Origin of the sequence: Microcoleus sp. MOSTC5, from assembly GCF_036701825.1 — a bacterium.
Taxonomy (GTDB): Bacteria; Cyanobacteriota; Cyanobacteriia; order Cyanobacteriales; family Microcoleaceae; genus Microcoleus; species Microcoleus asticus.
The window spans coordinates 57,668-70,347 of the sequence record NZ_JAUBRK010000023.1 but is presented as its reverse complement, the minus strand read 5'-3'; the positions used below and the strand labels follow the sequence as shown (position 1 = coordinate 70,347).

Genomic DNA, 12,680 nt, shown 5'->3' with positions numbered 1-12,680 from the left:
TTGGAAATTAGAAATGGCGATTTATACGGACTGTGCGGGAATTGCGGCAAAGACATACAGATGTTTTTCGGTCAGTCTGTCTTTGACAAACAACTTGTTTGGCATCTATCTTATGACTGCCCTCACTGCGGCGAGGCAATCGAGTTAGATGATACCGGCACTCTACCTAACGAACTCAGAGAAGCGATTTTAACGAAAGAAGGGACTTGGAACTTTACTGTTCTGGAAACAGAAGAACGCGCTACGCTAGCAGTAAAGATATTGAGCGCGGCTATGTCGTTGTCATTAGCTGAAGCTATGAAGCTAAAAAAGAAGATGCCCGGTGGTGTTTGCAGCGGAACTAAAGCTGAGGTCGATCGACTCAAACAGCTTTTAGATGCTGAAGGATTGAAAGCTGAGATCGGCATAAATTATATAGCTTAAAAGGGAATTTCTTCCTCAATTGCAGGAAACCTGGCAACCAGTTTATCCCAGGCTTCATTTGCCGCTTGTTTTACCCTATAATCGCTATCCCGTAAAACATCAATCAGGGGTTCTACTGCTCTTAAATCTCCGATTTCTCCTAACGCCCAAACTGCCATCTCTCGAACTCGATTATGGCTATCTTTCAAATGTTCGATCCAAGGGTCATTTGCTGGTTTATATTTGACCTGACCTAGCGATATTGCTGTCCAATATTGAGTCATCCAGCTATCGTTTTGTAAAGCAGAAATGAGAGGTTCAACAGCCCCAGCATCGCCTAATTCTCCCAACATCTTGGCAGCGAATTTTTGAATACATAAATCATCGTAAGTCAAAACAGGTCTTTGTAAAACCCGAATTAGGAGTTTTACAGTTCTTGGGTCTTTTAGCTCCCTTATATCGGCTGCTATATCTATAAAGGATTGATAAGACGATAATTTTTGCAGTTTTTCCAGTAGTGAATCTACGATTTCTGAATTGTGTTTGCACCAAATTTGATGCGCTTTTTGGTAATCTTTAGTTTGTGACCCTGTAAAATATTCATCTTTAGTTATGGAATAAGCCCCTGTTTCATAACACTCTGCTATCGTTGTTATCATGCTGGTGAGGCTGGCATATCGATCGGCAGTTTCAGCGCCGTCTTTATGATAGGCGAAAATTACCTGACCAGCTTCTTGAGAGTCGTCAATAACTACATAACCTCCCACTTCTTTTCCTATATAATGAAAAAATATTTCTATCCAACCTGGATTGTTAATATTTAACGTAGACCTGTTACGCTCGATGAGTTTTTGTCGATATATTTTTATGGCATCTTCTAGAGGATAAAAGCTGAATCCATTAAAAATGTAAGCAACATTTTCTTGTTCGGGACTATCTTCTGAGCCATTTTTCCATTTGTATAAATCGTAAAGTTCTTGTGGAAAATGAATCGGCAAGTCCTTAACCAGTTCTTCAATTTCTCTATTAGATAAGCCTGGTTGTAATAATGAAATAGCTTCCGGCTTGTGTTCTTCTAACCATTTTAAAATTCGATGTAAAGCTTGATTCAATGATGTCAAAGTCATTTGAACTCACCAGAAAGCAGCATTTTCACAAACAATTAAGGACTTACGTGCTGCGATGTTTAGAAACCGGGTTTTTTACCTGATCTGCTGGCTGGAACGCGTCTTTTTGGCAAAAAACCCGGTTTCTGGCCCCCGTGCGTCCAAGACTGCGATTGTAGTGCTCCTCGCTGTGGACTTTAGCTTTGAGCAAGGGGTTTAAACCCCTTGCGGACTGACGGGATACGTGAAAGATATCAGTTTATTCGATGTATTAAACAAAGCTAGTTTTTTGATAATAACCTCTATAACCCTTATTGTCAATACAAATTGGGGTGCGTGACTTCCGCATTCGCAAGTTGCGAGTCAAATATTTCTCGCTGTCACGCACCCTACAATTACCGTTCTGGGAACAACTGACAGGCCCTGTTAGTTGGCTGATTTGCCCAATCCAAGCGAGAATTCCCAAACCGATCCATCCAACCTTCCAAATAAGCCCGATTAGCCTTTCTTTCCTCATAATCCAATGTATTCATGGGATGAGGTGCTAAACCCAAAATAGTCGCCGTCGTCACGCAAAACATCGACTTTTGAAAACTCTGACAAATTTGCACCCGCACATCGTCTTCACCCCGACAGCTAGTGCGATAAACTTCGTGCAAATACTCCGGCAAATAATGCCGCATATCTTGCATTAATTGAGTGGGCGGAATCCCTGCACCTCCAATCGGTAAAGGGTCAGCAAACAAAGCCCCGTAGGCAAATTCTCTTTGTTCTTCCGGGATTTGATGGGCTTGAGCATTGTATGAAACTGTGCCAAAAAAAGCTGTGCCCCGAAAGAAAACAGCCTCTACATAAGGCACGGCTACATCTGGTAAAAATGTCAAATTAGCCGTCGCTGGCAGTATATCGTAGACTTGACCGCTAATCTTGACGCTGTAGGTAATCGGTAGGCTGGCCGCGGCGACTAAACCGGCTTTGACAAAATCAACTACATCAGAAATAGACTTAGTTTCCCCTCGATCGTAGGAATCAGATAAGTCCATAAACAAATCGCTCATTACCCGCCAAAACTGACCGAGACCGGTGTAGTAAGCCAGCATCCGCACTTGTTCCGGCAAAAAATCGGGAAATGCTTTGTGAAGTCCCTGCATGAAAAAATTGCCTTTTAATTTAGCTGCGATCGCCTTTTCGGCCAAACTGCTAAATTCCGGGGAATCCAAATAACTGTCCAAACCGCCACCGCCGTGCCAAAGCATTGTTCTCATGCAATACTCCGCATACTCAAAATTAATGCGATCGTGCCACAAATAGCGTATTAACTTCGGCAGAGTGACTTCCCCATTGAAATATTTAAAAAACGGGAAAAGCACTAAAAACTGTTCTTCAGCAATATAATTGAGATTGCGAGAATAGGCATCTAAAACAATACCATAACTTTTCAGAACGCCGACAACTTCTACTACATTTTCCGCCGATTCAGGCAGCAAAGCTTTGCCTGATTCTAAGACATCAATGTATGCGGCTAGGGTATGGACAGACGGTTTTAATACGGTACTTTTCATCTGGATTCAGCCTGAATTTAATAACTATTTTCTTACTGCTTATAGTTCTGGTATTATATCATTTTTGGCAATGTTGGCTACCTAAAAACACAAATATTTACTTTGTTTTGATATAAAAATACCTAACATCTTGGAGGCACTCTAGATCTAAAAAAGCGGGTTTTTTAGGTTTCTGCGGGGTGCGTTTGTTTGTAGTGAGGAATGCAAGTCATCATACAATTATGAGGACTGTCATACTCACTACAAACGAATTGGAGTGCGGTCGATCGACCGGACATCCTATCAGTCTAAGTTTTGAGAAACTTTAACTTGCGCGGGCCCAGGAGCTGCCATTGCGATCGCAGTTTTCTCGCTCAAAGCAACTAAAACTCCCGGCTGCACTCCCATGATTGCAATAATTATTGCTAAAACCAGCGAAGGAATGCGATCGTTCCAGCGGACTTGTGGCAAATTTACCACCAAATCCGAAAGGCGGCCGAAAAAGGCGCGGTTGACCATAATTAAAAAGTAAACTGAAGTTAAACCAGTGCCGATCATGCAGAGGAAAGTTTGCACGGGAAACACTGGCAAACTGCCCCGAAATATCAAAAATTCAGCAATAAATCCAGCCAAACCCGGAATCCCCGCACTTGCCATCACGCCGAGGATCATTAAACTGCCAATCATCGGCAAACCGCGATCGGGATTGAACAAACCTTTGAGCACATCGATGTTGCGGGTGCCGGATTTTTTGTAAACAACGCCGACACTCAAAAATAGCAGCGCCGAAATTAAACCGTGGCTAACCATTTGCAACACAGTTCCCAACATACTAATCGGAGTAGCTGCGGCGCTAGCTAACAAAATGTAGCCCATGTGAGCGATCGAACTGTAAGCTACAATTTTTTTCATATCTTTTTGGGCGATCGCGCAACTCGCTCCGTAAAGCACGCTTACCACAGCCCAACTCGCCAACCAAGGCGCCGCCACCGCCCACGCATCGGGAAACAAACCCAAACCAAAGCGCAGCATCCCGTAAGTTCCCAGCTTCAACAGCACCCCCGCCAGCAGCACCGAAACCGGCGTCGAAGCTTCTACGTGAGCATCCGGCAGCCAAGTATGAAAAGGCACCAAAGGCATCTTAATCCCAAAAGCCAGCAACACCCCAGCCAGTAAAATAATTTGCCTTACCAAAGGTAAAGGCAATCCTCCTTGCAAATGCAATGCGCCCGCTCCACCAACCAAATCGAAACTAGAAGCACCGCTCAGCCAAACAGTTCCCAAGAAAGCAGCCAGCAGTACAATGCCGGAAAAAGCAGTATAGATTAAAAACTTAGTAGCAGCATAACCCCGGCGCTCGCCTCCCCAAATCGCAATTAACAAGTAAAGCGGAATCAATTCTATCTCAAAAAACAGGAAAAATAGCAGCAAATTTTGAGATAAAAAAGCCCCCGTTACGCCGCCGGTAATTAACAGAATCAAAGAATAATAAAATCTAGGTCTGCGGATAGACTCATCCGTAGCGTAAATTGCCACCCCTGTCAGCAGAGTATTTAAAATTACCAAAGGCAGAGACAAACCATCAACGCCGAGATTGTAATTCAATCCCAAAGCATCTATCCAAGGAATAAATTCCGAAAACTGCAACTGACTCGTACTGGGATCGAACTGAGTTGCCAAAATCACCGAGAGAATCAAAGTTATGCCCGCAATGGCGATCGCGGCATTCCGAACTATTTTAGAACTCACTGAACCGGGCCACAACCCAATCACGGCGGCAGCCAACATTGGTATCCAGATTAAAGCACTGAGCATCAATTAAAACTTTCCTTTACTACAGATTTTTAAACTATATTTAACATTAACGCAAAGCAACTAAATATAAAAGCGATCGGCTATTTTTTTTCTTAACATAGCTTCAGATGTATTTGGAACCGTCCCATGACCTCAAGTCTTACAGAAAGTCTCACAGATCGGGAAGATTTGCAAATTAAATCCGACTATCCTTCCACCCCCTTAACAGTTGCCGAGTTGGAACAACTGGAAAGTATACTCTGCGAAGCACATCTAGACTACCAATTAGAACTCGTAGACCATTGGTAACAAGTTAAGCTAAGAAAGCATTTGTCAATCAGCAATTATGCTCAACATTTACTCGGATTTTGGGCATAAAACTGAGATTTGGGCGATCGTGCGATCGTGCCGAGGGTGATATTTATACCTACTCTCTCTCAAATCGTGAATTTTCCACTCCTAAAAAAGCAGTTTTTTTGAGTAATATTACTGATTGACAAATGCAATTAAGTCTTAACTTATCACCAATGCTCGTAGACGGAAAGATTATCATTATGGGCCCATCAGACATTGTATCGAGCGAAATAGGGGCAGAGTTAGTCAGACTTTTGGGCAACTGGGTCAAACTCCGCAAACTCGGACGAGTGTTTGAGTCTAGCGGCGGGTTTATCCTCCCCAATTCCGATCTGAGAGTTGCCGATGTTTCGTTTGTGGCTGCCGATCGCCTCAAACAAAGTAAAAGGAAAGGTATTTTGCCGAACTCGTTCCCGACTTAGTTGTAGAAATCAAATCTCAGTCCGATCGCCTCAAACTCCTGCGATAAAAAATTCTATCATTGATCGAAAGCGGAGCCAAAGTCGGAATATTAATCGACCCGGACAAGCGCACAGTAACAATTTACACTCCGACAGCCGAGCCAGTTGTATTGAGAGATGGCGACACGATTGCAATTCCCGATATTTGGCCCGGTTGAGAAGTTCCGGTTACCGAATTGTGGCCGATCGAGTTTGAGTAAAACTCGATAAAAAAGCAGACAAACCCAGAAGAAAATCATCTGCGTTCATCTGCCCTCATCTGCGGTTTAAAGTTGCATAAAATTAGATCGAAAGCAGACAAACCCAGAAGAAAATCATCTGCCGACCTCTACAGTTTAAAACTGCCAAATAATCAACCCCAGCAACACAGCAACCCCCGACGCAATAGTCAACACATAAAACTGCGACTGACCGGTGCCGCTGTACTTCAACCCTTCGCCGCTGAAAATTGTCGCCAAACCGAACAAATTCACCGCCCCGTCCACCAAATACCTGTCAGTCCAAGCACTGATTTTAGAAATAGAAGCCACAGCCCAAACGACAGTCAAGCGGTAAACTCGATCGATATAAAAATCGTAAGCAAACAAATCCTGCAAAACCGGAACAGGTAGCCGTACCGGTCGAGGTAACACCCCGTACCAATAAATCGCCACCCCAACCGCACAGCCAATCAACCCAGATAACATCAACAGCGGCGTATCCAGCGTCTTCAAAAGCAAATTTAAAGCATCAAAATCTCCCGTTTCCGACCAAGGCCCGCTCCAACTAATTAATAGTTGCCACTTCTGCAACATCCAAGGCACTAACAGCCCCATCACCGTCAAAATTACCATTGGCAAAGCCATCGGCCAACCAACTTCTGGAGCTCTGCGAGTTTTCGGCTGCGGTTTTCCGACAAACACTAAACCGAAAATGCGAGTTAAATTTAGCGCCGTCAAACCATTAACCAAAAGCAACACAATTACTAGCCACAAAGGCACCGTCCAAAAACCGTTGAGCCAGCGGCGCATCGCCCAAAAATTGCCCAGAGGCAACAGCGCTACCATCCCCGCAGCGCCTACTAAATAAGCCGTAGTCGTGGCAGGCATCTTCGACCACAACCCACCCATTTCTGTTAAATCTTGAGTGTTAGTTGTGGTAATAATTGACCCTACGCTCATGAATAATAAGCCCTTGGCGATCGAGTGCGCGAACAGCAACAGCAAAGCAATGTCAACTTGATTTAGCCCCACGGCGATAAACACCAAACCCATAGAAGCGCTGGTAGAATGCGATAGTGCTCTTTTGATGTCGATTTGGGCGATCGCCACCAAGGAAGCGCCAACCGCAGTCACCGCGCCCAAAACCACCAGCACCCCCTCTACGATCGGCGACAGCGCTAAAACAGGCTGAAGTTTAATCAAAACATAAGCCCCAGCGCCCACAACTACCGTATTCCGCATAATCGAAGCCGGGTTGGGCCCTTCCATCGCCTCGTCGAGCCACAAATGGAAGGGAAATTGAGCGCACTTGGCCGTAGGTGCGGAGATTAAAGCCAAACCTAAAAGAGTCGCCACTACGGGAGACAAAGTTGCAGTTTCTGCCCATTTTTCCAAATCGGAAAAATTCAAACTTCCCGCTAAAGTTGAAAGCGTCACTACTCCCATCAGCAGCGGCACGTCTCCTACACGCTTTGTTAAAAACGCATCTCTAGCCGCTGTTACTACTAGCGGTTGAGCGTACCAAAACCCGACTAGCAAGTAAGTTGAAAGCGTCAGCATTTCCAACAAAGCGTAAGTTATAAGCAGCGAGTCGCTAATGGCAATGCCGCTAATTGCCGCTTCAAAAAAACCCATCAGCCCAAAAAATCGAGCTAGCGCCCAGTCTTTTTCCATGTAGCCGAGAGCGTAAATTTGTGCTAGTAAACTCAGAACACTAACTAACTCCATTGCTCCGACGCTGACCGTGGAGATTTCTATTGCAAAAGACAAATCTAAATCTGCTGCTTGCACCCAGTGCACGAGCAACTGTTGGGGCGGTCGATCCCAAGTCGCTGTAAAAATAACTGACCCGTGTATGAAAGCCAACACCGTCATCAGCAAATTGAAGTAAGCTGCCGGTCTCGGCCCTGTTCTGCGAACGGTTCCCGTAGACCACGGCAAAGTTAAAATTGCGCCTATTAAGCCATATAAAGGTACCCACCAACAGGCTTGGAGGAGAAATTGAGTCATTTAATCTATCCCTTAAACTTCAAATTACCGGCTGCGTTTATACAAAAACAGTCGCGGGCGATCGTGCGATACCCTAAAAATTTAACTAAAGCCGATCGTATAGTTCTGGCAAAATAATTTGCACTCAACAAGATTAACTATACATTAAAGCATCAAAACAGATAATTATCTCAATACAAAATTACCGACTGAGCAGGCTCGGCACTCAAAGAAAAAAATGCCTGCCGATCGGCCAAGACTGCTTTTTTTGCCGATTTCCCCGCGATCCCCCTTTTTGAAATCCCCAAGTTTCCCGGCAATGCTCAGCTCCGGCTTCACATACCGAACTCTACTTGATAAGTATTGTTACTTACTCTAATCCCCGATCCCTGTCGGCATCTACTCGTTTTTATATTAACTTTATTAAATAAATATTAAATTATTTGAAGTAACATAAAAAATTTTAATTTTTGTTATTAAACATTATGATGTTAGTTTATATTGTCAAGGTGGACAGCTTCCCCTATTCTTAAAGAATAGGAAGCTTTACACTGCATTACTAAATAATGTGGGCCTCCCCGTCCAAATTTTTAGATTTCTCAAAGATTTGTAACGGTAATTTCACTAATCCTCTAGGAGATTCAAAAATGTCAATTGCCGTGGGAATGATTGAGACAAAAGGTTTTCCCGCTGTTGTGGAAGCTGCCGATGCTATGGTCAAAGCTGCCCGCGTTACCCTCGTGGGCTATGAAAAAATCGGCAGCGCCCGCGTCACCGTAATTGTGCGCGGCAACGTGTCGGAAGTCCAAGCCTCAGTGGCCGCCGGAGTGGAATCCGTCAAGCGGGTGAACGGCGGAGAAGTCGTCTCTACCCACATTATCGCTCGCCCCCACGAAAACCTAGAATACGTTCTGCCGATTCGGTATACAGAAGCAGTAGAACAGTTCCGAGGCTACTAAGTTCTTTGCGCACAGAAATTTCGTTTGACGAAAATTAGTGCGCTCGTCAAAAATTAACTGTTTAGTTCCCCAAATATTCAATCAGGAGTAAAACCAATGGCAATTGCAGTTGGCATGATCGAAACCTTAGGCTTCCCCGCAGTTGTAGAAGCTGCTGACGCGATGGTCAAAGCAGCCCGCGTCACCTTGGTAGGCTACGAAAAAATTGGTAGCGCTCGCGTTACAGTCATTGTCAGAGGAGATGTCTCGGAAGTGCAAGCTTCGGTCGCCGCTGGAGTAGAGTCAGTGAAGCGCGTTAACGGCGGACAAGTGATGTCCACCCACATTATCGCCCGCCCTCACGAAAACTTGGAGTACGTGCTGCCGATTCGCTACACCGAAGCTGTAGAACAGTTCCGCGAAGGCGTCAGCGGCATTCGCCCTCTCAACAGATCGTAAGATAGGCGATCGGCAAAGGGGCATTAGGTAATTAAAAATTAAAAATTAAAAATCGCGATGTTTTTGATTTAGCATTTTTAATTTTTAATTGAGGAGGGCATGGGATATTGGTTATTAGTCATTAGTCATTAGTCATTCATTAGTTACTAGACGAAGAACTCTAAACGGCGGACAGCGGACTGAGTAAAGCTAATTAAAACAAAGACAAGTGACAGTGTAAAAATGACAGTTACCAATTACCTATTACCTATTACCTAAAATGCAAATGGCCAAAGTTCTCGGCACAGTTGTCAGTACCCAAAAAGAGCCGACACTGAGAGGATCGAAATTTCTACTGCTGCAATTCATCGATGAGGAAGGTTCCCCAGTTCCCGGATATGAGGTAGCCGCTGACTGTGTGGGCGCTGGTATCGATGAATGGGTCTTAGTGACCCGAGGCAGCGCAGCCCGGATCGCGCCCGGAAGCGAAAACCGTCCGATCGATGCTCTGGTAGTAGGCATTATAGATACTGTCAATGTAGAAAATCGCCTCATTTACAGTAAAAAAGACGACCCGTACCGCTAGTTGCAACCGTTAGCAGTTAGCAGTTAGTGGAAGAATAACTAACAACTAACAACTAACAACTAACAACTAACAACTAACAAAAAGATTTTTCAGCTTAGGAGAACTTAATTTATGGCAGTCCGCAACGTTGCGGCTCCCCCGACGCCTTGGTCGAAAAACTTGGCTGAGCCTAAAATTCACGACACCGCCTTCGTACATTCCTTTTCTAACATTATTGGGGATGTGCATATCGGTTCTAATGTGATGATTGCCCCCGGGACATCTATCCGCGCCGATGAAGGCACTCCTTTTTATATTGGAGAAGGAAGCAACATTCAAGACGGAGTAGTGATTCACGGCCTAGAACAAGGCCGAGTCACAGGAGATGACGACAAATCCTATTCTGTGTGGGTGGGGAAAAATACTTCCCTCACCCACATGAGTTTAATTCACGGCCCTGCCTACGTGGGCGACGAGTGCTTTATCGGCTTTCGCTCTACGGTGTTCAATGCCAGAGTGGGCAACGGCTGCATTGTCATGATGCACGTACTAATTAAAGATGTGGAGATTCCCCCCGGTAAGTACGTACCTTCGGGAGCCATTATCACTAATCAGAAGCAAGCCGATCGCTTGCCTGACGTTCTAGATTCTGACGTTCAATTTGCGACCCATGTCATCGGCATCAATGACGCTCTGAGAACGGGTTATCGCTGCGCTGAGAACATCGCCTGTCTAGCACCAATTCGCAACGAACAAACTAAAAACCCAAATATGACTCAAACCAAATATTCTACCCATGCCGGCACCCAATTGAGTTCAACTCTTGCCGATAGCATCCGCAATTTACTAGCTCAAGGATACAGCGTGGGAGCCGAACACGCTGACGTGCGACACTTCCGGACCGGTTCTTGGCGCACTTGCGGCCCGATTTCCTCAAAGCGCGACTCTGAAGTAATCGCGGCTCTGTCAGCTTGCATGGCTGAGCACCAAGGAGAATACGTCCGCTTGATCGGGATTGACACCAAAGCCAAGCGCCGCGTACTAGAAGAAATCGTCCAAAGACCTGGAGACAACGGCTCTAACGGTTCTAACGGTGCGAAAACTCACCAATCTAACGGTAAAGTTGCACAACAAGCTTCATACCACAATAGCGGTTCCGTGTCAAACGGAAAATTGAGTGCCGAAACAGTGGCTCAGGTTCGCGGCTTGCTAGCTCAAGGCTACAAGGTGGGGACGGAACACGCCGACGCGCGCCGCTTCCGCACCAGTTCTTGGCAAAGCGGGCCTTCGCTACAAGTGAGAAACGAATCTGAGGCGATCGCCGCTTTGGAAGCTGTGATGAATGAGTACCCGGGCGAGTACGTGCGCTTGATCGGGATTGACCCGAAAGCTAAGCGGCGCATAGTTGAAGAAATTATTCAGCGTCCCGACGGCCCGGTTGGTCAATCGGCTAAGCCGGCAGCAACATCTAAGCAGGCAGCAACATCGGGATACAAAGCAGCTTCAACTGGTTCGGCCAATAGCAGCGGAAGTTTGACCGGAAAGACGATCGACCAAATCCGCAACCTGCTCTCCCAAGGCTACAAAATTGGCTCGGAACACGCTGACGCGCGCCGTTTCCGTACCGGTTCTTGGAGCAGTTGCGCGCCGATCGCCTCCAACCGCGAATCCGAAGTGATTTCTGCCCTCGAAAGCTGTCTCAAAGAACACAGCGGCGAGTACGTCCGCTTGCTTGGCATCGACTCCAAGGCCAAGCGCCGGGTACTCGAAGAAATTATCCAACGACCTTAATTTGCCTGGTAATTAGCCTGTTTCTCCCGTTAAGCCCTCGCACAGGGGCCAACGGGAGAAACCCAAGCGGATTGAAGTTGGATTTGAGATAGTTATAAAGCTCGATTGAGAAATGTTGGTCAAAATCTAGAATCTTCTGAAAGTTTCTATAAAACGTTAAAGCATCAAGCTTCTCAGTATTAGTAAATTATCGTTTCTTAGATTGACATGGTTAAATTTATCAGTCGAAAAAACCCATAATTTAAAGTCCTTTTATCGAAAAAAATAGCTCCTTTCATGGTGAAGTCGAATGTATTTATCGCCACTGCAATTAAGTAGCAACTCTCAGATTTTGATGAGTGGCGATGTAGTTGTGAATGAGGGTGCGGCGATCGCCCCTGGAGCAATCCTGCAAGCAGATTTGGGCTGCCGGATCTCGATCGCCGCCGGTGCCTGTATCGGTATGGGAGTTATCCTTCACGCCCGTGAAGGTACTCTGGAAATCGAGGCGGGCGTTATTCTGGGTGCAGGGGTGCTGGTGGTAGGTGCGGGAACGATCGGGGCAAATGCCTGTATTGGGGCGGGGACGACACTGATCGATCCTTGTATCGACCAAATGCAAATTATACCAGCAGGTTCTCTAATCGGAGATACCAGCCGCCAAGTCGCCGCAGAAGCAACCGCAGCAGCGCCAAAATCACCAGAAACCCCCGAAGCCACTACGCCACCAGTCGATCCACCGATCGAGCCGATCGAGCCGATCGAGCCGCCACAACCCGCCCAAACACCGCCTCAAACTGCGCCGGAGACGGCCCCAGACCCGCCGGAATCCACCGCCGCAGAGCCTCCGCAACCAGGGGAGACGCCAACTATTCTCTACGGCCAAGCTCACATCAATCGGCTGTTGGGGACGCTGTTTCCGCACCGGCAAGCTTTTAATCGATCGGACGAAAACGGTCAAACTTTATCGGGCGGTTCCGGGTAGCCGTCATTTCGGCAAAAGGCAGCTATGCTGAAGGCAGAAAGATCAAATATAAATAGGTAATCTCATATTATTGGTAGCTCAGCAATTTGTCAGGCCTTGCCGCAGCAATCTGTGTCTTGTAGCTCGTGCAGTCGGTC

At 46.0% G+C, this 12,680-nt stretch carries 13 protein-coding genes; 9 read left to right on the top strand and 4 right to left on the bottom strand.

What is annotated here, in order from left to right; all coding sequences use genetic code 11:
• A complete protein-coding gene (locus QUA54_RS14865) occupies positions 1 to 423 on the top strand; it encodes a hypothetical protein (RefSeq protein WP_333415223.1) in 423 nt (140 codons plus the stop codon).
• Here QUA54_RS14865 and QUA54_RS14860 read toward each other — a convergent pair.
• The 3 genes from QUA54_RS14860 to QUA54_RS14850 all read right to left on the bottom strand — a co-directional run bounded on the left by QUA54_RS14860 (position 420) and on the right by QUA54_RS14850 (position 4,864).
• Positions 420 to 1,529, bottom strand: a complete 1,110-nt coding sequence (locus tag QUA54_RS14860) for a HEAT repeat domain-containing protein (protein ID WP_333415222.1) — start codon at positions 1,527 to 1,529, stop codon at positions 420 to 422. The genes QUA54_RS14865 and QUA54_RS14860 overlap by 4 nt on opposite strands.
• Before the next feature lie 374 nt (positions 1,530 to 1,903).
• Positions 1,904 to 3,070 carry a CO2 hydration protein gene (locus QUA54_RS14855; RefSeq protein WP_333415221.1) on the bottom strand — a complete coding sequence of 389 codons (1,167 nt, stop codon included), beginning with the start codon at positions 3,068 to 3,070 and terminating at the stop codon, positions 1,904 to 1,906.
• A gap of 282 nt (positions 3,071 to 3,352) precedes the next feature.
• Positions 3,353 to 4,864, bottom strand: a complete 1,512-nt coding sequence (locus QUA54_RS14850; RefSeq protein ID WP_333415220.1) for an NADH-quinone oxidoreductase subunit M — start codon at positions 4,862 to 4,864, stop codon at positions 3,353 to 3,355.
• 126 nt (positions 4,865 to 4,990) lie between these two features.
• On the opposite strand from QUA54_RS14850, the gene QUA54_RS14845 reads away from it, so the two are divergent.
• From QUA54_RS14845 to QUA54_RS14835, 3 genes are all read left to right on the top strand, one after another.
• Positions 4,991 to 5,152 carry a hypothetical protein gene (locus tag QUA54_RS14845; RefSeq protein ID WP_333415219.1) on the top strand — a complete coding sequence of 54 codons (162 nt, stop codon included), beginning with the start codon at positions 4,991 to 4,993 and terminating at the stop codon, positions 5,150 to 5,152.
• A gap of 191 nt (positions 5,153 to 5,343) precedes the next feature.
• Positions 5,344 to 5,619, top strand: a complete 276-nt coding sequence (locus QUA54_RS14840; protein ID WP_333415218.1) for a Uma2 family endonuclease — start codon at positions 5,344 to 5,346, stop codon at positions 5,617 to 5,619.
• Positions 5,620 to 5,678: 59 nt separating this feature from the next.
• On the top strand, positions 5,679 to 5,816 hold the full coding sequence (locus tag QUA54_RS14835; RefSeq protein WP_333415217.1) for a hypothetical protein: 138 nt from the start codon (positions 5,679 to 5,681) through the stop codon (positions 5,814 to 5,816).
• A 177-nt stretch (positions 5,817 to 5,993) separates the two neighbouring features.
• Here QUA54_RS14835 and QUA54_RS14830 read toward each other — a convergent pair whose 3' ends face one another.
• On the bottom strand, positions 5,994 to 7,868 hold the full coding sequence (locus QUA54_RS14830) for an NAD(P)H-quinone oxidoreductase subunit F (RefSeq protein WP_333415216.1): 1,875 nt from the start codon (positions 7,866 to 7,868) through the stop codon (positions 5,994 to 5,996).
• Positions 7,869 to 8,494: 626 nt separating this feature from the next.
• Between QUA54_RS14830 and QUA54_RS14825 the strand changes: the two genes are divergently transcribed.
• The 5 genes from QUA54_RS14825 (at position 8,495) to QUA54_RS14805 (ending at position 12,543) form a co-directional block, all read left to right on the top strand.
• Entirely contained in the window at positions 8,495 to 8,806 is a 312-nt protein-coding gene (locus QUA54_RS14825) for a carbon dioxide-concentrating mechanism protein CcmK (RefSeq protein ID WP_006635059.1), read from the top strand.
• A gap of 96 nt (positions 8,807 to 8,902) precedes the next feature.
• The gene (locus tag QUA54_RS14820) at positions 8,903 to 9,244 is read left to right on the top strand and encodes a carbon dioxide-concentrating mechanism protein CcmK (RefSeq protein WP_006635058.1); all 342 of its coding nucleotides are present in this window, start codon (positions 8,903 to 8,905) and stop codon (positions 9,242 to 9,244) included.
• 259 nt (positions 9,245 to 9,503) lie between these two features.
• Entirely contained in the window at positions 9,504 to 9,809 is a 306-nt protein-coding gene (locus QUA54_RS14815) for a EutN/CcmL family microcompartment protein (protein WP_172186882.1), read from the top strand.
• Positions 9,810 to 9,920: 111 nt separating this feature from the next.
• On the top strand, positions 9,921 to 11,579 hold the full coding sequence (locus QUA54_RS14810; protein ID WP_333415215.1) for a ribulose bisphosphate carboxylase small subunit: 1,659 nt from the start codon (positions 9,921 to 9,923) through the stop codon (positions 11,577 to 11,579).
• Between the two features lie 289 nt (positions 11,580 to 11,868).
• Entirely contained in the window at positions 11,869 to 12,543 is a 675-nt protein-coding gene (locus QUA54_RS14805; RefSeq protein WP_333415214.1) for a carbon dioxide concentrating mechanism protein, read from the top strand.
• The last annotated feature ends 137 nt before the right edge of the window (positions 12,544 to 12,680 follow it).